Source organism: Paenibacillus sp. 37, from assembly GCF_008386395.1.
GTDB lineage: Bacteria > Bacillota > Bacilli > Paenibacillales > Paenibacillaceae > Paenibacillus > Paenibacillus amylolyticus_B.
In genome coordinates, this window is record NZ_CP043761.1 from 1275641 (window position 1) to 1300304 (window position 24664).

19 protein-coding genes are annotated in these 24664 nt (G+C 47.7%); 14 read left to right on the top strand and 5 right to left on the bottom strand.

The window, feature by feature from the left end:
- Nucleotides 1-9: 9 nt before the first annotated feature.
- Nucleotides 10-1737: an AraC family transcriptional regulator gene (locus tag F0220_RS05620; RefSeq protein WP_105600876.1), complete on the bottom strand. Its 1728-nt coding sequence runs from the start codon at nt 1735-1737 to the stop codon at nt 10-12.
- A 548-nt stretch (nt 1738-2285) separates the two neighbouring features.
- Between F0220_RS05620 and F0220_RS05625 the strand changes: the two genes are divergently transcribed.
- Nucleotides 2286-3287, top strand: coding sequence for a Gfo/Idh/MocA family protein (locus F0220_RS05625; protein WP_091015694.1), 1002 nt, complete (start codon nt 2286-2288; stop codon nt 3285-3287).
- A 21-nt stretch (nt 3288-3308) separates the two neighbouring features.
- Nucleotides 3309-3932, top strand: a complete 624-nt coding sequence (locus tag F0220_RS05630) for a pyroglutamyl-peptidase I (RefSeq protein ID WP_179198483.1) — start codon at nt 3309-3311, stop codon at nt 3930-3932.
- A gap of 734 nt (nt 3933-4666) precedes the next feature.
- Here F0220_RS05630 and F0220_RS05635 read toward each other — a convergent pair.
- A complete protein-coding gene (locus F0220_RS05635) occupies nt 4667-5509 on the bottom strand; it encodes a 1,4-dihydroxy-6-naphtoate synthase (RefSeq protein ID WP_091015692.1) in 843 nt (280 codons plus the stop codon).
- Nucleotides 5506-6411 carry a futalosine hydrolase gene (locus F0220_RS05640; protein ID WP_105600874.1) on the bottom strand — a complete coding sequence of 302 codons (906 nt, stop codon included), beginning with the start codon at nt 6409-6411 and terminating at the stop codon, nt 5506-5508. The genes F0220_RS05635 and F0220_RS05640 overlap by 4 nt, the downstream gene beginning before the upstream one ends.
- Before the next feature lie 1147 nt (nt 6412-7558).
- Between F0220_RS05640 and F0220_RS05645 the strand changes: the two genes are divergently transcribed.
- The 11 genes from F0220_RS05645 (at nt 7559) to F0220_RS05695 (ending at nt 19424) form a co-directional block, all read left to right on the top strand.
- Nucleotides 7559-7948 carry a GntR family transcriptional regulator gene (locus tag F0220_RS05645; protein WP_105600873.1) on the top strand — a complete coding sequence of 130 codons (390 nt, stop codon included), beginning with the start codon at nt 7559-7561 and terminating at the stop codon, nt 7946-7948.
- Nucleotides 7941-8843 (top strand): ABC transporter ATP-binding protein, encoded by a 903-nt coding sequence (locus F0220_RS05650; protein ID WP_105600871.1) that lies wholly within the window; start codon nt 7941-7943, stop codon nt 8841-8843. The genes F0220_RS05645 and F0220_RS05650 overlap by 8 nt, the downstream gene beginning before the upstream one ends.
- Nucleotides 8818-10845, top strand: a complete 2028-nt coding sequence (locus F0220_RS05655) for a hypothetical protein (protein ID WP_105600870.1) — start codon at nt 8818-8820, stop codon at nt 10843-10845. Before F0220_RS05650 ends, F0220_RS05655 begins: the two co-directional genes overlap by 26 nt.
- A 522-nt stretch (nt 10846-11367) precedes the next feature.
- Entirely contained in the window at nt 11368-12249 is an 882-nt protein-coding gene (locus F0220_RS05660) for a hypothetical protein (RefSeq protein ID WP_146117099.1), read from the top strand.
- A 92-nt stretch (nt 12250-12341) separates the two neighbouring features.
- Nucleotides 12342-13355 (top strand): alpha/beta hydrolase, encoded by a 1014-nt coding sequence (locus F0220_RS05665; RefSeq protein ID WP_146117098.1) that lies wholly within the window; start codon nt 12342-12344, stop codon nt 13353-13355.
- A gap of 52 nt (nt 13356-13407) precedes the next feature.
- Nucleotides 13408-13947: a nickel-responsive transcriptional regulator NikR gene (gene nikR, locus F0220_RS05670; RefSeq protein ID WP_105600865.1), complete on the top strand. Its 540-nt coding sequence runs from the start codon at nt 13408-13410 to the stop codon at nt 13945-13947.
- 291 nt (nt 13948-14238) lie between these two features.
- A complete protein-coding gene (locus F0220_RS05675; protein WP_105600863.1) occupies nt 14239-15897 on the top strand; it encodes an ABC transporter substrate-binding protein in 1659 nt (552 codons plus the stop codon).
- 42 nt (nt 15898-15939) lie between these two features.
- Nucleotides 15940-16935 carry an ABC transporter permease gene (locus F0220_RS05680; protein ID WP_105600862.1) on the top strand — a complete coding sequence of 332 codons (996 nt, stop codon included), beginning with the start codon at nt 15940-15942 and terminating at the stop codon, nt 16933-16935.
- Nucleotides 16932-17864 (top strand): ABC transporter permease, encoded by a 933-nt coding sequence (locus F0220_RS05685; protein ID WP_188310525.1) that lies wholly within the window; start codon nt 16932-16934, stop codon nt 17862-17864. The genes F0220_RS05680 and F0220_RS05685 overlap by 4 nt, the downstream gene beginning before the upstream one ends.
- 2 nt (nt 17865-17866) lie before the next feature.
- Nucleotides 17867-18823, top strand: a complete 957-nt coding sequence (locus tag F0220_RS05690) for an oligopeptide/dipeptide ABC transporter ATP-binding protein (protein WP_091015678.1) — start codon at nt 17867-17869, stop codon at nt 18821-18823.
- Entirely contained in the window at nt 18813-19424 is a 612-nt protein-coding gene (locus F0220_RS05695; protein ID WP_091015676.1) for an ABC transporter ATP-binding protein, read from the top strand. The genes F0220_RS05690 and F0220_RS05695 overlap by 11 nt, the downstream gene beginning before the upstream one ends.
- Nucleotides 19425-19607: 183 nt before the next feature.
- On the opposite strand, the gene F0220_RS05700 is transcribed toward F0220_RS05695, so the two are convergent.
- The gene (locus F0220_RS05700; RefSeq protein ID WP_091015674.1) at nt 19608-20801 is read right to left on the bottom strand and encodes a MalY/PatB family protein; all 1194 of its coding nucleotides are present in this window, start codon (nt 20799-20801) and stop codon (nt 19608-19610) included.
- A 411-nt stretch (nt 20802-21212) separates the two neighbouring features.
- Here F0220_RS05700 and F0220_RS05705 point away from each other — a divergent pair, with 411 nt between their 5' ends.
- On the top strand, nt 21213-21902 hold the full coding sequence (locus tag F0220_RS05705; protein ID WP_105600860.1) for a stalk domain-containing protein: 690 nt from the start codon (nt 21213-21215) through the stop codon (nt 21900-21902).
- Nucleotides 21903-22100: 198 nt separating this feature from the next.
- Here the strand turns inward: F0220_RS05705 and F0220_RS05710 are convergent, their stop codons facing one another.
- Nucleotides 22101-24110, bottom strand: coding sequence for a S9 family peptidase (locus tag F0220_RS05710; protein ID WP_105600858.1), 2010 nt, complete (start codon nt 24108-24110; stop codon nt 22101-22103).
- Nucleotides 24111-24664 lie beyond the last annotated feature (554 nt).

Here is a 24664-nt window from a genome sequence, read left to right on the forward strand (position 1 = left end):
TTTTTTAGATTACAAAAGTGAAGGTTTGTTCGTCAACATAGAGAGCGCTTCATCAAGCTGGATGTTAATGGAATATGGAGCATATACGACCCATGAGTTCCAGTCAATGAGATGCACACGTCCGTTTTTTACCGCAGGATGGCTGTTCCATAGTGGATTCGAAGCCATCTCTTTCAACAGTGTTGCCTTTTCATGCATAGAATTAATCGCCAGTACCAAAACGTCCGCCTCCAGTCCGTCCCATTCGCCTGGTGTGAAGGGCAGCCAGTTGAATCCAACGCCGGGAGGTTTGCCAGCCAGTTCGGTCTGAATGCGCTGAGGAGCGGCCAATTGCAAAGTTCGATAAAAGACATGGCCAAAGTTCCGATGACTGTACATCCGTGGACCTTTAGGCGTTAACGTGCCAACGGCAACGGTGATATCCCCGGCCAATTCCTTGATTTTTTTGCGTGCACGCTCTGCCTTGCGTTCATGTCGATCCAGCCAATCTGTGGCTGCTTGGGTACGATCCACAATGGATGCAATCTGATGCAGATGACCGAAGACATCTGTCTGGTTCCAGGGAATCGTGATGATGGGAGCGACATCGCCAATATGCTCCATCGCTTTGGCAGCTGCATTGTCCTTGGTCAGAATCAAATCAGGATTCACATCGAGGAAAGCCTGACGTCCCTGTTCCCACGGTTCATAAGCGTGGAAGGGCAGTGCCAGCGATTTGGGCAGATGAGGCAGGTGACCCTGGATCTGAGCTGCGCATGGCGTGATGCCAAGTGTCATCAGGTGGTCCGTGTATGGATAGGAGAGTGACACGATATTTCGGTGGACCTGCTTCGAATAGGAAGTTGGCGCATAACCGGCATGGTTTCGGAAACGTCTGCTGAAATAAAATTCGTCACGGTAACCCACTTCACGAGCCACATCACGGATACGCAGTTCGGAAGTGAGCAGCAATTCCTTGGCCCGGTTCATCCGCAGATGAGTGATATATTCAATCGGATTTTTCTGCATGCGACTCTTGAATAGCTGTGAGTAATAGGACGGATGCATGTCAGCCAATTCGGCCAGATTTTCCAGCTTGATCTCGTGCATGTAGTTTTCGCGCATGTATTGCAGGGTGGACCTGAGCCACTGTTCCGGTTCATCCTGTCCAGCCGTTTCGTCAGTGGGGTCTTCTTGAGGCCAGAGCATATGTAACAGTTCCGTCAGGAGGAGCTGTGCTTTCAAGCCTGTTTCCAAACCTTCGCTGGTTAATTGTGTAAGCTGTGCGGCAATGCGCTGTATACCGTAAAATGGGCCCTGAATCCAGCCTGTAACAGGTGAATTGAGCTCACGTTCGTAGATTCGTCTGGCTTTTGTTTTCTCCGTAGCCCGATACAGATCGAAGTGAATGATATATAGTTCAATATCATGGTCTTCATCTCCGATCAGTTCAATTGCAGTTCCTGGTGAGCACAGACAAGCTGATTTGCGAGCCATGTGGGATTCGGCCCCATTTATGATTAGTTCGCCTGTGAATTTGTGCATGTATATAAAGGTATGATGAGCAAGTTCAGTAGTGGACCAGCGCCATTTTCCATGGTTTATATGTTCTGCCTGACGAAGTTCGATCAGGGTATCATTCAGGAATGCATCCAGATCTGCCCGGTTTAAGGGTTCCTTTTCTAAATTGGGACTCGTCTGCTGATGTAACGTGTGTGGATTCATGCCGCTGTGGGTGGTACTGGGGATGGTAGTCATGGTGCTTGCGACCTCCTCTCTTATGAAAAGTTATTTGGTTAATGATTGAATCGGGAACGGGACTATATTCGCTCGAATCCGGATCATGCCGTGTGGACACATGTGCAAAATCTGGATCGCGCTTTGTGATAACTATACCAAGAGCTTACCGTCAGCTCGGAGACGCTGGAGTATAATTATTGGCTGTCTTGTCTGTCAGGGCCCGTTCGCAGTATTGTCAGATATTTTTTTAACCTGTAAGACAGGGATAGGATGTTGTTGATCAGGTGTGATGGTTGATTTAACCGGATTATTGCTGGTTACAACCATGCCAAGGGACAAGACCTTTTGGCTCCTGGTCTGCTGATAATCTTAGCAAATCTACTGGAGAATTGAAATGTACACAGAGATGTTCAAGTCCCTGATGAACTGGAATTCTAATGAGAATACATAATCGAAATCGTTTTCTGACGTAAGCCTTTCTTTTTGGTAAAATAAAGGGGATAACCTGTTGGCCTGATCTGAATCATGAACCTTTTTAACACCATTTGCAGTAGGGAGGCTTTAATATGACAGAAGTAGCGGGACGGGAAAAAGTACGTTGGGGCATTATGGGCACGGGATGGATTGCATCCCAGTTTGCAAGGGATTTGGAGCATGCAGGAAACGCTGTGAAAGCAGCGGTAGGTTCACGGACAGCGGGAAGTGCGGAGAAGTTTGCAGCTGAATATGGTTTTGCACGCGCTTACGGTTCTTATGATGAGATGCTTCAAGATCCTGAAGTAGATATTATCTATGTGGCAACACCTCATCCTGTGCATAAGGAAAATGTAATGGCTTGTCTGGAGGCAGGCAAGGCGGTGCTCTGTGAAAAGCCGTTTACGATGAATGCACGCCAGTTGGAGCAACTGGTGGAGACGGCACGGGAGCGCAATCTTTTCCTGATGGAAGGGATGTGGACACGCTTTTTGCCGCCGATTGCTCAAGCCAGAGCATGGATCGCAGAAGGTCGAATCGGTGAAGTACGTTTGCTGCAGGCAGACTTTGGATTCCGTGTCGGCTGGGAGCCGGAAGGAAGGTTGCTTAATCCGGATCTGGGTGGAGGAGCTTTGCTGGATGCAGGGGTGTACCCGATCTCCTTTGCTTCGATGATCTTTGGCGAACAGCCCCAGCATGTATGGAGTACGGCCAATATCGGTGAGACGGGTGTGGATGAGCAATTTTCCGTATTGTTATCCTATTCCGAGGGGCGTTCTGCCTCACTGAGTGCTGCCATTCGTCTGAACCTCAGTAATGAAGCGGTCATATACGGTACGGAAGGCAAGATTCGTCTGCCTTTATTCCTGGCGGGTAAAGAAGCCTATCTGCATGTGAATGGTCAGGACGAGCCCGAGAAGTTTACGGATGATCGAACATGCATTGGTTATGCTTTTGAGGCAGAAGAAGCGGGACGTTGCATCCTGGAAGGCCGCACGGAGAGCCATACTATTAAACTGGACGAATCCCTGGAAATCATGAAGCTGATGGATACGATCCGGGGCCAGTGGGGATTGCGTTACAAATCGGAGTAAACAGACAGGAGCTGACGTGTGATGGTGAAAATTCTGATATCCGGGTTTGAACCTTTTGGCGGAGATGCGGTGAATCCGACGGGGGCGTTAATGGAGGCTCTTGCAAACGAAGTGATCGAGGGTGCTGAGCTAAAAACAGTGTTGTTGCCCGTGCACTTTGATGAATGTGCAGACCTGCTGATCGCAGAGATGGAAGCCTATCGGCCAGATGTGGTCATCGCCTGTGGGCTGGCCAAGGGCAGAACGTGCATCACACCGGAGCGGATTGCCGTTAATGTCAAAGACATTCCGCCTGGCTCCTATGCAGATAACCAAGGACAGCATCCTGTGGACGAGCCAATTGTAGATGGCAGCCCGGACGGTTTGTTTTCCACGTTGCCCATACGTGCCATGGTGAATGACATGTCCGCAGCGGGTATTCCAGCTACCGTGTCTAATACAGCAGGTACATATATCTGCAACAACACGATGTACCGGGTACTGGATCACATTCGAGTAGGGCAACTTCCAATCCGTGCCGGATTTGTACACTTTCCGGCCTCGACAGCGATGGCTGTGTTGCAGCCTTCCGTCCCTTCGCTACCAATTCCCATGATGCTGGATGCGCTGCGGATCATGATTCGCACGGTTGCGGCTGATTCGTAGGGATGGTTGCGGTCGTTCGGCTGCGGTTGCAGCAGAGCGTAGGCGATGGTTTATTCGTATCGTAGACCGCAGTTGTGAATGGGAGAGCAGTAGGCTGGGATGATGGAATACAGTAGGGTTCAAGATGACGTGGAGAGCGTGGAGTCGCATGGGTTTCTTTCTGCTTCTATCTTGGGTTGAGTAGGATGATAGGTATGAGTGTAAGTATGAAGTGAATATAGAGTTATATATAGTCAAAAAAAGAGCTGTCCCACCGTCATAAGTCTGACGTTAAGGGACAGCTCTTTCTTTTTCGTGTGCTATGTGTCATGGGTAGTGAAGTCCAAGATGGTTAGTGAGGTCACTAGTTTGAAGCAAGTATCTTGATGCTACCAAAGCTCTGATAAAAAAACAAGACCCTGGGACACCACCATCACCTGGCTAGTTAAAAAGTTTTTATCCCGGAATGTACCCTATGCAGGACTCTAACGAATCGAGTACACGCTATTAGCCGAAAATCCGCACTTACCGATTTCTAACGAATCGTAGGATCGTTATTGTGCTTGAGTGTGAGAGTTTATCGGCAATTTGAACAAGATTTACCCGAATACGGTGTCTGAGATTCGTTAGAATTCTCAACGCATGATATTCGGCTAAATAAGGTGCGTAAGGTTCGTTAGATGTAGAGCGTACAGATTATAGCCCACAAAATAGCTAAAGAAATAACTAAAGAAATAGCTGAAAACAATCAAATGTTAGATCCGCAACAGATCAAGATCGAACTCGGGAACAAGTCCTTCCTTCATGGCACGACCAAGAAGTGCAGTAATCGCACCATACCCATCATCGCCCAGGTTGGCGCTAAATTCATTAACGTACAGTCCGATATGCTGTGCAGCAACGTCAGGGTCCATTTCTTGGGCGTGTTCCATCACGTATGCTCTCGACTCATCCGGGTGCGCCCATGCATATTCAACGGAGGCGCGTGCCCATCCGGCGAGGGCGTGAGCATCCATGTTGCGACGTGCAATGATTGCTCCGAGCGGAATCGGAAGACCCGTATCGCTTTCCCACCAGTTACCAAGATCCGTCATCAGTTTGAGATCATAGTTCTGGTACGTGAAGCGTGCTTCATGGATAACAAGTCCGGCATCGATCTTGCCGTCTCGAACAGCGGGCATGATCTGGTCGAATGGCATGACAACAATTTCACCTACGCCGCCAGGAACATTTTGTGCTGCCCATAGACGGAACAACATGTATGCTGTCGAGCGCTCGCTTGGTACAGCGACTCTCCGTCCAGACAGATAGGCTGGATCGGTCGTGCCATTTGCGGTAAGAACCAAAGGACCGCATCCTCTGCCGAGTGCGCCACCAGCAGGGAGTAGAGCATAGTCAGACAACACGTATGGCAATGCTGCATAAGATATTTTCATCACTTCAGGTGTATCGGGTCCATCGGGATTTGCCGCCAGACCATTCGTAATATCAATATCAGCATAACGGACATCCAGCTCAGGTGCGCCCGGGATCAACCCATGCACCCACGCGTGAAAGATAAATGTATCATTTGGACAAGGGGAAAATGCAATTTTCATGATGTAATAACCTCCCGTAAAATGGAACTTGCAGCCTGAAGCGCATCGAGGGCATCCTTGATGCGCCAAGCGTCGCGGTCGCGTGGACCGACCGCGTTGGATATGGCCCGCAGTTCGAGTGCTGGCACGCCGAACTGCTGGGCAGCAGTTGCCACGCCGAAGCCTTCCATACCTTCGGCGGCGGCATCCGGCACGCGGCGCAATAGCTCCGCGGCCGTCTCCGCTGTTCCGGTCGCCGTGGACACGGTGATCGCAGTGCCTCCGCTGACAGCGAGCCCGGCCCGCTGCAGCTCATGGCGCAGGCGAGCGGCAAGCTCCGCGTCCGCCGCCACAATGGACGAGCCGAATCCGAGCTCGTCCACACTAAGGAAGCCGTCTGGCGTCTGCGAGCCCAGATCGGCGGCAACCATGGCGTCGGCTACCACGAGGGAGCCGACGTCTGCCCGGCCGGGGAACCCGCCGCCAATGCCGGCACTGATCACCAGCATGTAGGCTGGTGAACTACCGGTCCCGGCAAGGGGCCCTGGCCTTGAAGATGTGGCAGATGTCTGTGCCACATCCGATGGGCTTGGCGCGGTGGAACCGTGCGCCAACGCCATAGTGCTTGCAGCCGCTACGGCATATGCCAATGTAGCGGCTGTTCCTGCTGCGGCCGAGGATGGGCCAACGCCCGCTACGATGACGTCAAATCGTTCCGTGGCCGTGTCTCCCAAACCACGGAGGACCGCATCTTTTTCCGCATCAACCGCGGTTACAATTAACACACGTTGTGATGAATTTGCTTGTACCGGTCTTATATCTGAATTGTTTATTTCCCCAGTTGAATCCCCGTGGTGTCCACTATTTTCGAATGATGCGTTTGGTTTATTATTCTGATCTTCATCCTGTCTATGTTCATTCATCTCGGATTCTCCTTATGAGGTATTAGAGGCGCAGCATATGCTTCCATAGCATCTATCTTACAACAAGCTTTTAGCTACACTTCTTTGAGTTATTACTGGCTTGTATATTTCTGTGTAAATCTATAGTTCAACTTGTATAAATGGAATTCGGGCACATATTTGTTCACTACAAAAGGACATTTATCTTCATTTTGTCTTTCAAAGAGTGGACACTTTTTCTCAAAAGATACTATATCCATTCAGGAAAATGAAACACTACATATAGACTTTTAAGGATTAAAATTTTCAAATAATCTATATGTTGAATATCAATTCCAGGTTGATTGCTTATGTCCGTGTCCACCCTTTGAAAGACATATCTACAATATGTATGCTCAGTGCGGACAACACGAGTTGACCCTCCAAACGAACAGATAAACGATTGAAAAGGCTCAATACTGCCCCGACCCATTCAACGCTAATTATATATCGGGCCATCGGATTATTTACCACAAACCAAATGAAAAACTGGCCGGGTCTACACCCGTTCCCTATATAGTAGCTCACTTGTGCAAACCCGAATTTAAAGCAAATGAACAGTTTTGCTAACTGGGATACAGCTGCCTGCTGTACGGCCTACCGTTTGTGCAGACAATAGATCTATAACGCAACACAACATATATACGCATAACAGACCTAACAATCAATCAGATTAAACGCGCACAAAAAAGTAACAAAGATACAGTGATTATTGAACAATATTTCATCTCCATCATAACGGAAGGGGAAAGACCTGAACAACCTTTGCATGTAATTCTGTCAAAAGCGGTCAAGCGAAGGTTGCGGGTAGCCGTATCACTTCGAGTAGCCCCATCTAGCCATATCGCTTCAGATAGCCGTTTTGCCTCACCTCATGTGAACGTCACCCTGATCGTGCCGCGTCCTAAGTCGAAATGAACTTGCTTCCAATAGTTTTATATGTCAAATAAACCATATAACCTATCTTTATTAACGTACTCCGAATAAAACAGGAAGTCAAAGTCAACAGTTGACAATCCGATTCAACTGTATTAATAATAGTAGTACAGTTAATACACCTAATACACTTCAGATACAGTCATTTAAAACCCATAGGTTATTTCACACATTTACAGAAAGGAGGTGCGGGATGTTCGAATTAGATGTACGCAGCCGTAAGGCGATCTACGAGCAACTGGTGGACAAAGTCAAAGAGATGATCGTATACGGTATTCTAAAGCCCGACGAGCAGCTTCCTTCCGTTCGTGCGTTATCCACGCAGCTGACTGTGAATCCGAATACGATTCAAAAAGCGTATCGCGAGCTTGAACGTGAAGGTTACATCTATTCTTTGCAGGGAAAAGGAAGCTTCGTATCATCGTCAGTGGAACATCCGAATGAAGCCATGAGAGATGAGATCAGAGAGTCTCTGGTGAAGTTGATTGCAGAAGCTTCGTATTCCGGTTTGACCAGAGCGGATATGACGCTTTTGTTTGAGGAAGCGATGGCCCGTATAGAGAAGGAGGAGCCTCATGATTGAGCTGAATCAAGTCGTCAAAGCGTTTGAACAGGAAAAGGCAGTAGATGGCGTAACGATGAACATACATAAGGGATCGATCTATGGTTTGCTCGGTTCCAACGGGGCAGGTAAGACATCGCTGCTCAAAATGATGGCTGGTATTTACCGTCAGGACAGCGGGACTGTTCGTATCGAAGATCATGAGATTTATGAAAATATGGATCTCAAAGGCCGCACAATCTTTATGGCAGATTCGCCCTACTTTTTCCCACAATCTTCAATAACTCAGATGGCTGCATTCTATCGTTCCGTATATCCGCGCTGGAATGAGGAACGGTTCAAGCAACTAGCGACCGTGTTCAAGCTGGATGTCAAACGCAAGTTACATCGCATGTCCAAAGGAATGCGCCGTCAGGCAGCCGTATGGCTGGGACTTAGCTGTATGCCTGAAGTGCTGCTGATGGATGAGCCGATTGACGGCCTCGATCCGGTCATGCGCCAGCAGATCAAAAACTTGCTGTTCCAGGAAGCAGCTGAGCGTCAAGTAACTATTGTCATCTCGTCCCACAACTTGCGTGAGATCGAAGATCTGTGTGACCATGTGGCGATTATGCACAAAGGCCGAATTATTGTAGAGAAGGATCTTGATGATCTGAAGGCCGATACGCATAAAATCCAAGTTGCTTTCCGCCACCCGGACCATGCCAAAGCCATGGATGAGCAGATTGATATCTTGCATGAAGAGAAACGGGGAAGCGTATCCCTGTACATTGTCAAAGGCAACCGACAACAGGTAACCGATCAATTCCGTATACATGATCCGTACCTGCTGGATGTACTGCCTCTGACGCTTGAAGAAATCTTTATCTACGAAATGGAGGACGCAGGGTATGATATTCAACCGATTGTTCTGTAACCGGGGCATCCTGATCCAAAATTTCAGACAGCATGGATGGATAGGCGTTTTATTTCTCATCACATTGTTGTTCTCACTTCCGTTATATATCGCTACCGAGTACAGGGACGTGCCACAGCAGATTACAAGTTTGTTTCAGGCCAATGGTGAAGTGCAGATTTTGTTCGCTATCACACTGCCGGTAGCTGCGGGTATCTTTCTTTTCCGCTATGTTCAATCCGGTACACCTTCGGATCTGTTCCATAGTTTGCCTTTACGTCGTAAACATCTATTAACGGTGAATCTGTTGACCGGATTTGCCATGATCCTGATTCCAATCTGGATTACAACTGCGATCACCGGCTGGGTATGGACGGTACTGGATCAACCTGCTTTTCTGTTCGATGGCAGTACAATCTGGATGTGGGGCTTGAGCATGAGTATCTACTCGCTGTTTATGTTCATGCTAACTGTGGCGGTCGGTATGTGCATTGGTCAATCTGTATTGCAGGGACTCACCGTGTACGCACTCGTCTTGTTACCTGTTGTCGTATGGTTCATTATGTCACTTCATCTCCAGCATTATTTGCTCGGATATGCTTTTGAAGAAGTGGGCTTTAATGCGGAGAAACTTTCACTTGTCCTGCGTGTGGGTTCGATCAGTAACCTCCCTGTAATCCGTCAGGAGTTAATTATCTATGCGATATTTGCAATCCTGTTTATTCCTCTAACCTATGTACTTTATGCGAAGAGACAGGTTGAATCTGCTACTCAAGCAGTTACGTTTAAGCTTATAAAACCTATATTCCGCTTTGGATTAATGTTTACGTTGGTTCTGATTGGCGGAGGTTACTTTACAATGATTGCTCCAAGAGGATCAGCTGGATGGGGAATATTCGGATATATCCTCGGCGGAATTGTAGGTTATATCGTTGCGGAGATGATTATTCGCAAAACATGGCTGATCTGGAGCAGCAGGCTGCTACCCAAGCTGATTCTATATGGTATCATCGCTGGTCTGATACTGTACGTACCTATTGCCGACTGGAATGGATACGCCGCTCGAGTGCCTGAAATGAGCAAGGTGAACAGCATCAAGCTTGGCGGGGAGAGTTATACCTACAGTAACGGTGTCAGTCAGAAAAAGGACGATGCTCACCTCTATTCTAATGATCCGGAATACATGGGGGCAGTTATCGCTCTTCATCAAAAAATTGTGGATTCCGATCTTCCTTTACTGGATGATCCAATTAATACAGGTTTGCGTAATGATGAGTCCATATTAATTAACTACAAGCTGGATAACGGCAAGGTGATGAAACGTAAATACTACATCCCAGAAACGGAATTCCATCAGGAATTAATGGCTCTGAAACAGTCCCAGGATTACAAAAGAGTTGCCTTTGAAACGTATAAGCTGGAAGAAGAGGCATTAAGTTTTGGCATTCGCTCTGCCACTAGTTCATACCGAAAGGTGTATATTAGCAATCCGGAGCAAGTCCGTGAATTCAAGGAACTCTTGAGACAGGACATTTTGGATCAAACCTACGAAGAACAGCGCTCCCCGTGGCAGTCGTTTGCTTACGCAGAGATGAATCAGGATTCGTCTTCGAAAGATCCGTTTCAACCGAGGGAGATGTGGAACTTTGAGATCAAACCTAGCTATGATCGGGTATTGGCTTGGCTGAAGGAGAACCAACTATATGACCAGTTGCTTGTCCAGGCAGATGAGATTGTCTCCGCTCAGTTTGCGAAGCAGGAGATTAACAGTCCGGGTTCGCTTCAGTGGACTACTCCGGAGCCAGAATATATCGATGGAAATCTAAGTGGTAACAAACAGATAGCGACTAAAAACAAAGAAATCATTAGTGATTTGCTCAAACGTCAACGGTCTGGTTATCTAACAGAGAAAGATACCATTTATCAGATCAAGTTGAATGTAACTCGTGGCGAGAACATCTATATGATGCTGAAAGAAGAGGATCTGACCGAGGCGATGAAAGCTATTCTGGTCAATCAATAAGCTAAGCTATATCAGTTGTTATCGATAAGCGGGAAGGGTTCTCCCGTTGATTAAAGGGTTGATATTAGACCAGTCAAACTAGCACGACTTGACCAGATACAACGAATGGAATATATTAGAAAAAGGAAAGGTTCGAGCGACTCGTTCAATCGAATCTCATATGGAACGGCTTATGAGGGAAGCACCCGTAAGAGCAGGCTAATGCCTGACTTGCGGGTGCTTTTTTGTCGTTCGCTGATTTCGTTGGCTATTTTGCTACATATTTTAGAAGAAAGGGTGTAGAAACGCATGCAAACAGAAGCATGGAAGGAAATGATAAGTGAACAGGAGGCCATGTTAGCCATGGTATGTGGTCGTTCCCCATTGGAACGATCAAGCTCACATCACTTCATGGAACATCATGGCTTGGTAGAAGGAAAGAAGGGTCGACAGCATATCGAAGGTTTAGCTTTAGAAGATTTATCTCCAATGGGGACGAGTGAAAACCCTTGCTTTTCTCTAACAGAAGGAAGCCATAATCACATGATGAATCACAGTAAAGTCCAACGCTCTCAATGGTCATCATTCGCTCATCTTATTTTCGGATCACGCCTACTTATAGGGCTTGTGATTCTGTTCAGCGCAGGCACGATTTATTTTGCTTCTTCAGTGGAGGCTGCGGGCATAGATCTTGGCGTAACAGCGCAGAAAGCCTGGGATTCCGTTTTGAACAAAGCCGATGCACAAACCAAGTTAACGTTGAAGCAAGCGTATGAGAAAGTGGGGAACTGGAAGGCTCAAGAGCAAACTTGGGAACAAAAGGTAAAGACACTTCATGCCGCCAATACCGCGGAATTGGAGCGATTACGTGTAGAAATAAGACAAACCGATGACGCGAAGGTCGCAGCTCTAGCCGAAAAGGTAAAGCAAACCCAAGCCCGATATGAGCCGCTATTCGCCCTCTATAGTTCAGTCAATAGACAGTTGGATGCAGCCAAAGCCATCAAAAATAAGGAATGGAGTGCAGCGATCCGTACTCAGGCAGAGACGTTGAAACCCGTTGTGAAACTTGCCAGAGAAGACATCCGGATCAAGAAAAAGGAACTTGCTGAAGCACGTAAACGGAAGAGCGCTGAAATAAAACGTTTACGAGTTATACTAGCAGGGGCCGACTCCGCGAAGAAACAGATTCAAACGGCTAAAAAACAGGCGAGTTTGGCTAAAGAACGATATTCCAACGCTCTACAACAGTTCAAACAGAATACAAAGCAAGGCCAAACGTCACGTGTACTCAGCTCATTGAACACATTGGCTTCTGCAGCAGAGAAGTGGACAGGCACAAAACAAAACATTCATACACTGGAGCAAAAAGTATTTACTACGTATGTGAAAGTCAGACAGGAAATCGCGAAGAGACCCAAATAAGAGGAAACCTGGTTCTCCCTGCTACGTACACCACTTTAGATGTAAAGACGCTTCGATGATGATGGAACGAGGTGGAACTATTGCAGTCCAAATTGGAAACGAAACGTACGGGGGCAAAAGGTTTTAAACGTAAACGGTACTGGATTCCCAGCGTTGTACTCATTTTGATCATAGGTTTTATTGGGGTTGGTACACAATGGACACCAAAAATAACGGTATTTTTATTAAAATCATTAATTGAAACTGCTAATCCAGACATGAATAACAAGGACACTATGCTCTCGGATGGGATAACTCGTGTTGTGGATGTACTCTATGCAGACGAAGGGCGTAATGACAGTACGCTGGATATCTATTATCCTTCCGTAACTTCGGAACCTTTGCCTGTCGTGCTGTGGGTTCATGGCGGTGGATGGGTCTTGGGAGACAAAGCGGATATCACAGAGTATGCCGTACAATTAGCCAAGCAGGGTTACGTTGTCGTCAGTATGAATTATGCGCTCGCACCAGATACGACATATCCCACTCCCGTGATCCAGACGAATCAGGCTTTGATGTATGTGAAGAACCATGTCAGCGAGTATCAGGGTGACCCGGATAACATATTTCTCGCAGGCAACTCGGCAGGTGCCCAGATTGCAAGTCAGACTGCGGCCGTGGTGACGAATCCATCCCTAGCCAAGCTGATGAATATAACACGAGTAGCCCAACCGGATGATTTGCGCGGGGTTCTTCTATTCTGTGGTCCTTACAATCTAAGTACAGTAGCGGAAACAGGGTTTCCACTCATACGTACATTTCTCTGGTCATATACCGGAGTCAAAACATTCGAAGACTACCCGAGACTGAATGAAATGTCGACTGTGCTTCAGGTTACTGCGGCGTACCCGCCTGCATTTATTACCTCAGGCAATGTTGACCCGTTGACCAGTCAATCGATTGAGCTGGCACAAGTCTTGAAGCGACTTGATGTTGATACGGAAACGTTATTTTTCTCGAACTCCTCAGAGAAGCTGGGACATGATTATCAATTTGATCTGAAGAGTGATGCTGGTCAACAGGCGATACGTTCGGCAGTACGATTTATGCAACAGTATAGTCGATGAGCAGACAAGTCTGTGGTACACTCGAAGCAAATGAGGGCGCAGGAGGAGAAGCATGGCAGACAAAGAAGATTTGACCCGGTTCGGGGTGGCGTTTCCTACACCTCTGATTGAGCAGTTTGACCAGTATATTGAGGAACAGGGATACAAAAACCGATCTGAGGCTTTCCGTGATCTTGTTCGCAAAACATTACTGCAACCTTCTGCATTACAATCCGACCAGGATGTGGCAGGCACCATTGTGATGGTCTACGATCACCATATCAGCGATCTTCCCATTCGTTTGATGGAGCTGCAGCACGAGGCGCATCATGACATCATTTCCAATATGCATGTACATCTGAACCATGACCAATGCCTGGAAGTAATTGCGGTACGGGGTAACTTGGGACGCTTGCGTCACCTGCATCAACAGATCCAGGTACAAAAAGGTGTATTGTATGCTGAGCTTTCTGTGACTTATGTGGATGAACTCAACAAACTGGCTTATGCTCAGAGTCATGATCAGGATGACAATCCGAATCAAAGTCAGGATCACAATCACAGTGCGAGTCAGCATGGTCACAGTCATCATCATCATCGTTCTGCCGATTAAGATGAAATGAAGTGTGAGTTAATTTCTATGAAAATATAGCGAATCTAAAAACAGACCTTTGGTTAGATGCCAACTGTCTGTTTTTTTATTGTTTGTTATAATACCTAACTTTATAAAGCGATACAGTTGCTGGTTTATATGGGTTTTCAATGATTAATTCGAATATATGAAAATATTTGGATTTTGAAGTTAACTTTATTGACATACGATTTGTGTTTTGTGCTACAATTTCTCTAAAAAGTAACACGAAAAAAGGGAGTGCAGCACATATTTAGAGGGGGAACGACCAGAATGGGCAGATTTTCATGGAGATGGGGAAAACGAAAAGGTAGAACAGGATTAGGCATTTTGCTTGTATGTTCCATTGGTTTATCTGGTTGTGCACAGGGCACAGCGCCAACAGCTTCGTCATTAGAGAATGGACAGTCAGGAACAAACTCAACCAAAGACGAATTGGTGCTGGCCGTTGGCACCGAGCCGGAAGGCGGGTTTGATCCGACAACCGGATGGGGGCAGTATGGTTCACCACTTTTCCAGAGTACTTTGCTAAAGAGAGATGCCAAACTTCAACTGGTTAACGATCTGGCTACTGAATACTCAGTTAGTGAAGATGGGCTGACCTGGACGGTCACACTTCGGAACGATGTGAAATTCTCTGATGGGGAACCCCTGACGGCTGAGGATGTAAAATTTACGTTTGAAACAGCTGCCAAGAGTGGGTCCGTGATTGATCTGACCAATATGGCTGATGTACAGGCACCTGATGATAGCACGGTCTTATTCACACTGAAATCGCCACAGTCTACATTCATCAGTCTGCTGACGACACTTGGCATTGTACCTGAACACGCCTATGGCGCTGATTATGCAGAACACCCGGTCGGATCAGGACCGTACAAGCTGGTTCAGTGGGACAAAGGACAACAGGCCATCGTGGAAGCCAATGAAGAATATTACGGTAACAAGTCTGCATTCCACAAACTCACCTTCCTCTATCTGGATGAAGATGCAGCCTACGCCGCTGCACAGGCAGGTACGGTGGATATCGCTGCGATCCCGGCAGCGTTTAGCAAACAACAGGTGAATGGCATGACATTGGAGGCCGTGAAAACCGTAGATAACCGTGGCATCATGTTCCCCATGCAACCTGCTGGTGCCAAGTCGGAAGATGGTCTTCCCGCAGGAAATGATGTGACATCCGATCTGGCCATTCGCCAAGCGGTGAATGTTGTGATTGATCGTAAGGCTTTGGTTGAGGGTGTACTGGAAGGGTACGGTCGTCCAGCCTATTCCGCTAGTGATGATCTGCCTTGGAGTAATGCGGAAGCTGTATTTACAGATGCCAATCTCGAAGAAGCGAAGCAGATTCTGGCCGCTGGTGGCTGGGTAGATGCGGATGGTGACGGTATCGTCGAGAAAAACGGAGTAAAGGCCGAGTTCAATCTGCTTTATTTTGCAGGTGATTTAACAAGACAATCTTTGGCACTGGCTGCTGCGGATATGGTTGCCCAGGCTGGAATTAAAATCAATGTTGAAGGCAAAAGCCGTGAAGAGACGAAAAAGATGGCATACTCCAACGCTGTATTATTTGGTTGGGGCAGTCATGATCCGCTGGAGACGTATAACCTCTATAGTAGTACTCACAAAGGAGAAGGATATTATAATGTGGGGCTGTATAGCAATCCTGTCGTGGATTCTTGGATGGAGAAAGCCCTTCATGCAACAAGTGAAGAAGAGGCATTACCGTTCTGGCAGAAAGCGGAATGGGATGGAACAACAGGTTTCAGTTATCAGGGTGATGCGCCATGGGCGTGGCTTGTGAACATAGATCATCTGTATCTGGTTACGAATGGCCTGAACATTGGTAAGCAGCAGATCCATCCCCATGGTCACGGCTGGCCGGTGACAACCAATCTGGAGGAATGGTCCTGGGATAACAGCACGAAATAAGAAGCATAGCGGTAGCTTTAGCCTGAATTGGGGAGAGATTGGATGACGGGCAGGAATGGATGGGCCAGATTTGTTGGTTATAAAGTGTTGCGACTCGTATCTCTATTGGTTGGAGTCAGTGTGTTGTCTTTTCTATTAATGCAATTCTCTCCTGTGGACCCGATTGAAGCCTACATTGGTGGAGACATGATCAGGGTAAGCGCCGAACAGCGCAGTCTTATCGAAGAACGTTGGGGATTGAATGAATCTCCAATGGAACGATTGCTTACCTGGGGACAAGCACTTATTCAGGGAGATTTGGGAACATCAATGATCTACAGACAGCCTGTAGCGGATATTATCCAGGAACGATTCATGAATTCTGTCGCGCTTATGGCTGTAGCCTGGCTACTATCTGGTATCTTCGGATTCACTCTTGGTGTGGTTGCTGCCATGAGAAGGGATTCAAGGCTGGATCGCCTGATCTGCTGGTATTGTTACACGCTGGCCTCCACGCCGGTATTCTGGATTGCGCTGTTGCTGCTAATGGTATTTGGGGTGTGGCTCGGATGGCTTCCAGTTGGTCTTGGGGTACCCGCAGGGATGTCGGCTGATCAGGTGACCTGGGGCGATCGGGCTATTCATATGATTCTGCCAGCGTTGACTCTCAGTCTGACCGGAGTAGCTTCCATCGCTTTGCATACCCGGCAGAAGCTTACGGATGTGCTGGAGTCGGATTATATTCTGTTTGCAAGAGCGCGGGGTGAGCGTGGATTTCAGCTGTTCCGTCGGCATGGGTTCAGACATGTTGTTTTGCCAGCCATCACGCTGCAGTTTGCTTCGTTCAGTGAACTGTTCGGTGGGGCTGTGCTTGCAGAACAGGTATTTTCATACCCCGGCCTGGGTCAGGCAACGGTTCAGGCAGGGTTACGCGGTGATGTTCCACTGCTGCTTGGACTTGTGATGTGCAGTGCGATTTTTGTTTTTACGGGTAATATGATTGCCGACATTCTGTATCGTATGATTGATCCACGGATGAAGGAGGAGCTGATGTCATGAAGCAGACGCTAGAACGCTCCTCCGAACAGACGGCAGAGAAAGCCCGAGTACAGAAAGTGAAAACTGCGAATCAAGAGGTACGGTACATGGCCGCCAGCAATCAATATTCCCGCAATCCTCGCCAAAGAGCGGTGATCTGGGGAAGCCTTGCGGTGATTTGGATTGCCGTTGTGTGGTTGACGGGCAGGCTGCTTCCGGCTGGTTCTACGCTGACTTCATTAATGGATCGGAATTTGGCTCCAACCTGGGCGCATCCATTTGGCACGGATTGGCTTGGAAGAGATATGTTCATGCGTACATTAAAAGGTTTGGCAACCAGCATTCAAGTGGGATTACTTGCTGCATGTGGTGGTGGATTGATCGCAATGCTATTAGGTTTGGCTGCCGCTTCAAGCAAGGCTGCTGACCGGGTAATCTCATGGATTATCGACCTGTTCCTGAGTGTACCTCATCTGGTATCGCTGGTTATGCTGGCCTTTGTATTCGGTGGAGGTTTGGCAGGAGTGGCGGCAGCGATTGCGCTGACTCACTGGCCAAATCTGGCTCGGATTGTAAGAGCGGAGATGATTCAACTGAAATCCGCAGAATATATTCAGATTTCACATAAGTTGGGTCAATCGCGGTTACAGATTGCGGTGCAGCATATGCTGCCACATCTGGTCCCACAACTGTTTGTGGGCGTACTGTTAATCTTTCCCCATGCGATTCTGCATGAGGCAGCCATTACGTTTCTGGGGCTGGGGTTGTCCCCGCAGCAACCGGCAATTGGCATTATTTTGTCAGAGTCGATGAGATATTTATCTGCTGGCATGTGGTGGCTCGCCTTTTTCCCGGGACTGGCATTATTGCTGGTTGTTCGTGCGTTTGATGTGTTGGGCAACAGTCTGAAGACGTTGACGGGTACAGGTAGTTCAAGGGAGGTGAGGTAAATATGGCTCTTCTTGATATTGAGGGGGTATCGGTGTCATTTCGGCGCGCTCGTGGTTGGTTTGGACACGAACAGATTGATGTCATTCAGAATCTGGATCTTTCCATAAACGAGGGTGAGATCGTGGCTGTAGTAGGCGCAAGCGGATCGGGTAAAAGTGTACTTGCGCAGGCCATTATGGGCATTCTGCCTGCCAATGCCAAGTTGGAAGGTAGAATGAGCTATAATGGTGAGCCTTTGACTCCAGAGCGGCAGCTTCATCTGCGTGGTGATGAACTGATGTTAATCCCGCAATCCGTCAGTTATTTGGACCCGCTGATGAAGGTGGGGAGGCAAGTTCAGCCGATAACTCGAGATTTGGAAAGGAAGCGTAGATTCATGAATCAAACCCACTTGAAAAAGACAGAGCAGGAGCTGACGGATCGTTATCATCTTCCTCAAGGAACAGCCGGGAAATACCCGTTTGAGTTGTCCGGAGGTATGGCAAGACGGGTGTTGATGGCTACAGCGACATCAGGCCAGCCGAAGCTGATCATTGCCGATGAGCCCACACCGGGTATCCATCCCGAAGTGCTGGTCGAGACGATGAGGCAATTTCGTGAGCTTGCGAATCAAGGCGTAGGCATTCTATGGATTACCCATGATGTCACGACTGCCCTGACGGCTGCTGATCGCATCGCTGTATTTTATGCGGGTGCCAATGTAGAGACAGCGCAGGTGGATGATTTTACGGGGAATGGAGAACGACTGCGCCATCCGTATACGAAAGCCCTCTGGAATGCGTTGCCGCAAAATGGATTTCAGCCACTCCCAGGCTCCCAGCCGTTAGCGGGTCAAGAGATCATCACAGGATGTTCATTTGTTCCCCGATGTAGCTCAGCAACCGTTGCATGTACCCGCGAACGTCCTCCGCTTCGTCAGATACGAGGCGGAGAAGTGAGGTGTCTCCATGTCACTTGAAGCACAGGAAGTAAGTTATCGTCACGATCAGAAATCGTGGGTGTTTCAGCAGATGAACATGCAGGTGCAACAAGGCGAAGTCGTTGGGTTGTGGGGACCGAGTGGCTGTGGGAAAACAAGCCTTGGGCGCATCCTTGCAGGATATGCCGAACCCGTGGCAGGACAAGTATTACTGGATGGTGAACCACTCCCTCGTACAGGAGTATGTCCGGTTCAGCTGGTATTCCAGCATCCGGAGAAAGCTGTGAATCCACGCTGGCGGATGCGGCGTGTACTTCAGGAGGCGGCTGTGCAGGATGAGCAGTTGCTCGAAGCTTTGGGGATTCAGCAAGCTTGGCTGGACCGCAGACCGGGTGAATTATCCGGTGGGGAACTGCAACGATTCTGTGTGGCGCGAGCACTCGGTACATCGACACGTTATGTGATTGCAGATGAAATGACCACGATGCTGGATGCGATCACTCAGGCACAGATCTGGCATACCGTGATGGAAGTGGCTCGCCAGCGTGATCTGGGATTACTGATCATAAGCCATGATCGGGATTTGCTGAACAGGTTATGCGACAGAATTACACCGATGCCGATGTCGATGTCACTGTAGTTTTAATTAGTTTTGAATAAATAAAATGATTGAATACAAAAGGGCACCCCTTGTGAAGTCATTGACCATGAATGTGAGTCATGGACTTGACTACGGGGCACCCCTTTTTCCATTTTACAGATATTCACCATTTAATGAACAGTACACGTTTTGTTCGAAACATACATAGATGTAATTGACAGCTTATTTGCCCGACACATTGCTTAACAACACAGATAATCTGCGCATCGCCTCTTCAACCGTAGAACGTGGACAGGCTACATTAATACGCATGAACCCTGTACCCTCCGTTCCAAAGAAGCTCCCGTCATTGAAAGCAAGCCCTGCTTCATGAAGAAGCATGTTGCATAGTTGTGCATGTGGGATATTCAGCTCCCGGAAATCCATCCATAACAGATAGGTCGCTTCGGGCAGATGCATTTTAATCTGAGGCATGTGTTCCGCGACATATTGCTGTACATACTCCATATTTCCACGGATATAGGCAAGGCACTCATCCAGCCATTCCTCAGCTCCGTTGTAAGCAGCTTCAGTTGCAACAGCACCCAGTGTGCTGATACTGGCAAGTCCCATCGTTTTTACACCCTGCGCGAACGATTCTCGTAACTTGGCGTTGGGGATAATGATGTTGGATGTGCAGAGGCCAGGAATATTGAACGTTTTGCTTGGAGCCGTACAGATGATACTTAGATCAGAGACGGCGTCCGAGATCAGGGTCAATGGTGTATGAGTTCCCCGCTGATGAACAAGATCGGCATGAATTTCATCTGAAACCATCAGTACGTTGTATTGCAGACACAGTGACGTAAGCCCTTCAAGCTCCTCACGAGTCCATACCCGTCCAACCGGGTTATGAGGACTGCACAGAATCAGCATTTTGACCCGACCGGTCTGCAAGCTGGATTCCAGTTGTTCCAGATCCATCGTGTAATGACCGTCATTCTCTACCAGAGGATTGGTGATCAGTTCACGACCTTGACCACGTACTACTTCATAGAAGGGCGCATACACTGGAGTTTGGATGACCACTGCATCTCCCGGCCCCGTGAATCGTTGTACAGCAATACTGAGTGCGGGCACAATACCTGGAGTGAACACAATCCAGTCATCGTTAATTTTCCAGTTGTGGCGCCGTTCCATCCAGTCTGCAACAGCGGCATGATACGCTTCAGTCCGCACTGTATAACCAAAAATCCCGTGCTCCATCCGTGTTTGCAGGGCCTGAATGACGGATGGTGGAGCAGCAAAATCCATATCGGCCACCCACATCGGAAGCGCATCAGCAGCACCGAAGATCTCCTCAAGCGCATCCCATTTTTCTGATCCGGTAGAGATCCGGTTAATAGACTGATCAAATGTACTGTTATTGTTATTCATCGTATTTAATCCCCCTTGAGTTCCGGTCCTTTGACCACAAATCGACAAATAATTATCTAATACATTGGTTAATTTCGCAACTGTTGTGCGTGTATGATTAGCTTCATATGTATGGTCCGGAATTCAGGACTTTATTCATATAAGAACAACTTAACGAGCCAGAGAACAGCAGGCATACAACAAAGACTATTTTTGTACGCCCTTGGTCCTGTTTTGTTCATATATTATTTACAACCCCTTGTCAGATGCTATTATATTGCTAACATTTGGTGGAACAACGGGCTGTTATCCGAATAAGCTCGTATCCATACAAGATGAGCATAACTACATGAGTCTTTCGTGTACATCGAGCGATCGTCTTGAATCGTATGATGCATAAGGCTGACATTTGAACTCAGGAGGCGTTTAAGGATGAAAAGCAAAAAGTGGTTGATTACTGCGAGTGTGTTCGGCATGGTGTTGACCGGATCGGCAGGTGTATATGCAGGTACACAACTGGAGACGATCAAAGCTTATCTGAACCATGGGCTCGCCATCGAAGTGAACGGGCAGAAATTTACACCGACAGGTGACCAGGGCAAAAAGCTTGCACCAATTACATATCAAGGAAGTACATATCTCCCCGTTCGTTCGATTGCCGATGCGTTGAAGACCGAAGTGAAGTATGATTCCCAAAACAATAAAGTAAGCATCGGTTCTTCAAGCTCTTCTGGCGGGTCCACATCCACAGGCAATAGTGGATCGACATCGCCCTCAACAGGTACAAACACACAGGCGGCAGGCGTGAAGTCCAAGTATCTGCCAGTAGATTTCCCATTACCGAAGGATGCGAAGGCGACAAGTCTCATTGAGAACATCATGGATGGTAACAAAAAAGTAGTGCTCACGTACACAACCAAAGAAACGTTGCTAACCGTTGGAACATCCTACAAAGACTATTACCAGACCAAAAACTTGAGTCAGAACACTCAGGATATACAGGCAGACGGCTTCAGCATCGTGGGTCGTGAAGATGGCAAATATGCCGTAACCATCACGGGTTCTGTGTCTGCGACCAACAAGGACCTGAATGAAGTTACCGTAGTATGGGGCGAAGAGTAAGCGACGAATATAATCACACGCCCTAATACTATCCTGCTTGAGTTGTTCAAATTATAGTGATCCGTATCCTTCTATTATTCAAAAGGTAACGCCAAAAGCCGCCCGTTGAAATCGTAACAGATTTCATTGGACGGCTTTTAGGGTTGAATCCATGTCTGGTTCTATACTCTCTGAATTAATAGTCTAAATAGTAGTCCGTTACAGGTACTCGTTAAACCATCCGGCAATATGCTCCAAACGGCGTACCCTCAAGTGAGGGTGACCTCCACGGGACAACTCGTGGTTGGCGCCTGGGAAACGAACGAGCCTTGTTGTCTGCTTACGCCGTTTCAACGCAATGTATAATTGCTCGGCCTGTTCAATTGGACACCGCAGATCCTGTTCGCCATGCAAAATGAGCAGCGGAGTACTCACGTTGCCGACATAAGCGAGCGGGGAATGTTTCCACAGTTTTTCCGTGTCATCCCACGCGTTACCGCCAATCTGATCTTCCGTGAAGAAATAGCCAATGTCACTGACGCCATAGAAGGATAACCAGTTGGAGATGGAACGCTGGGTAACAGCGGCCTTAAAGCGGTCCGTGTGTCCAACAATCCAGTTGGTCATGAAGCCACCATAACTGCCCCCGGTTACGCCCAATCTGGATTCATCGATAAACTCATATTGGGATAGGGCATAATCCACGCTCTCCATAAGATCGCGATAATCGCCACCGCCATAATCTCCGCGACAGGCATCTACGAATTGCTGCCCGTATCCGAGCCCCCCGCGTGGATTGATATACACAATAGCGTAGCCTTGTGCAGCGAGAATCTGGAACTCGTGCATAAATGTAAAACCATACATCATGTGCGGTCCGCCATGAATCTCCAGAATGGTCGGGATTTTGACCCCGTCGACCATGCCATGAGGTTTCATGATCCAACCTTGCAGACGCAGGCCATCTGAGGAATTAAACCAGAAGGTTTCCGGTGTACTAAGGTGGATCTCATCCTCAAGCTGTGGATTGCTGCGGGTGAGTTGAATCGGTTCTACCCCGGGATCTCCCGGTTGTTCATACATATAGAGATCACCAGGATTTTGTGTATCGGCAACAGCAGCAACGATCTGCCCGTTTTCCAACTCGGCAAATTGATAAATCTCCCGTTCGTCAGGCAATATATACTCGGCACTGCTGCCGTCTCGTGCGAATTTGGCGATGCGTACACTACCATGAATGGTTGCGAGACAGAAGATGGATGAACCATCCCGACTGAATACAGGTCCCGTGGTTGTCAGATGTGATCGCATGTCACCAACAATGCTGTGATTTAACTGTACGTCCCAATCCGTGCTTAGACATACGGGTTCACCACCTGATATAGGAAGGGTATATAGCTTCACAAGCGTGGCATTTCCATAAGAACGGTCACTAGCGAGCAGTGCCAGGGATTGTGCATCGGGTGCAAATGTCAGTCGGCTGAACGTATATCCTTCCGGGGTCAACTGCTGCACATTCGACCCGTCTGCCTTAGCAAGGTACACATGATTGGTCAGGGTGTAATCGTTGTGTTCCTCGCCTGCTTCGGGCATCTGTGCAATCCATGCGATGGATGTTCCGTCCGGGGACCAAGCGTAGTCTCCAACGTCATAGTGACCTGTAGTTACAGGTATTGCTTCCGCATCGATTGGTGCGAGAGCGAAAAGGTGGGAACGTCGACCGTTCCATAATCCACTGGCATCTGATTTCATGCGAATCCGGTCTACGACATGTTCTTGCAGCAGTTTGGGTTTATCGTCTATAGGATCTGTATGTTCTGATTCTTCATCTCCGCTCATATCCACGGATGATTTCACAAGTATGGTATGACCGTCTGGTGACCAGAGCAAGGAGCTGACGCCATGTGTCAGGTGACTGATTTGCTGTGCTTCTCCGCCATCTGATGCGATAATCCACACTTGGGATTTCCCATTAACCTCTCTTAAAAAGGCCAGCTGAGATCCATCGGGTGACCAGGCAGGGGAATGATCCTTCTCTCCAGAGGTAAAGGGCCTGTCCTTCTGACTCCCCAAATGCAGCAGTCTCAGGTGAGAACAATAACCGTCACGTGCTTCATTCGTTTTCCGGCTTACATATACCAGTTGTCCGCCTTGAGGAGACGGAGTTGGATCATTAACCCATGTAATCTGATAAAGATCTTCCGATGTTATGCCGCGCTGACTCATCATTGCTTGTCCTCCCACCATGAATTAGAATTGGTTAATTTCCTAACCTTTCCATTTATATTAACGGAAAGCAAGGAACAGGACAATAAGTGTAATGAAGGAGGAGTAAGACATTTAACAATGTATATTAATTGAATTAAATATTTGCACGTAACGTAGAGGACAGAAATAACCTGAAGAAGCGGAGCGTTCGCCTAAAAGCTTTCTGAAAGAAAGCTGCATCGGAAGCATAGGCTTCCCCGGATTTTCACTTTGAAAAAGTGGATTCAAAAAATCTGGGGATAACAGCGATCGGAAGGTTGTTCTGTCATCGGAGTGACCCATGTAAATATTCTTTGTTCAATTCATATAGGTGTGTTAAAAGGATTTGCTCGAAGGATGACGAATCCTAATGTTGAATAACCGCAGAAATGACGGAAAATGGTCTTAATTCAATGTTTAACATTGGTGAATTTGGTTTAATGTACAATGCAATTCATGTTCTACATTTAAGTATTTGGTTCATAGCCATTCGTTTATATAGAACTTGTATGATTCAGTCGCAATGGAGGAGGAAC

Coding starts and splice junctions, on each gene's coding strand:
- F0220_RS05650 (WP_105600871.1), top strand. CDS start 7,941: ATGATTGAGCTGAATCAAGTCGTCAAAGCGTTTGAACAGGAAAAGGCA.
- F0220_RS05620 (WP_105600876.1), bottom strand. CDS start 1,737: ATGACTACCATCCCCAGTACCACCCACAGCGGCATGAATCCACACACG.
- F0220_RS05655 (WP_105600870.1), top strand. CDS start 8,818: ATGATATTCAACCGATTGTTCTGTAACCGGGGCATCCTGATCCAAAAT.
- F0220_RS05695 (WP_091015676.1), top strand. CDS start 18,813: ATGTCACTTGAAGCACAGGAAGTAAGTTATCGTCACGATCAGAAATCG.
- F0220_RS05690 (WP_091015678.1), top strand. CDS start 17,867: ATGGCTCTTCTTGATATTGAGGGGGTATCGGTGTCATTTCGGCGCGCT.
- nikR (WP_105600865.1), top strand. CDS start 13,408: ATGGCAGACAAAGAAGATTTGACCCGGTTCGGGGTGGCGTTTCCTACA.
- F0220_RS05625 (WP_091015694.1), top strand. CDS start 2,286: ATGACAGAAGTAGCGGGACGGGAAAAAGTACGTTGGGGCATTATGGGC.
- F0220_RS05640 (WP_105600874.1), bottom strand. CDS start 6,411: ATGAATGAACATAGACAGGATGAAGATCAGAATAATAAACCAAACGCA.
- F0220_RS05630 (WP_179198483.1), top strand. CDS start 3,309: ATGGTGAAAATTCTGATATCCGGGTTTGAACCTTTTGGCGGAGATGCG.
- F0220_RS05660 (WP_146117099.1), top strand. CDS start 11,368: ATGATGAATCACAGTAAAGTCCAACGCTCTCAATGGTCATCATTCGCT.
- F0220_RS05675 (WP_105600863.1), top strand. CDS start 14,239: ATGGGCAGATTTTCATGGAGATGGGGAAAACGAAAAGGTAGAACAGGA.
- F0220_RS05685 (WP_188310525.1), top strand. CDS start 16,932: ATGAAGCAGACGCTAGAACGCTCCTCCGAACAGACGGCAGAGAAAGCC.
- F0220_RS05710 (WP_105600858.1), bottom strand. CDS start 24,110: ATGATGAGTCAGCGCGGCATAACATCGGAAGATCTTTATCAGATTACA.
- F0220_RS05680 (WP_105600862.1), top strand. CDS start 15,940: ATGACGGGCAGGAATGGATGGGCCAGATTTGTTGGTTATAAAGTGTTG.
- F0220_RS05700 (WP_091015674.1), bottom strand. CDS start 20,801: ATGAATAACAATAACAGTACATTTGATCAGTCTATTAACCGGATCTCT.
- F0220_RS05635 (WP_091015692.1), bottom strand. CDS start 5,509: ATGAAAATTGCATTTTCCCCTTGTCCAAATGATACATTTATCTTTCAC.
- F0220_RS05705 (WP_105600860.1), top strand. CDS start 21,213: ATGAAAAGCAAAAAGTGGTTGATTACTGCGAGTGTGTTCGGCATGGTG.
- F0220_RS05645 (WP_105600873.1), top strand. CDS start 7,559: ATGTTCGAATTAGATGTACGCAGCCGTAAGGCGATCTACGAGCAACTG.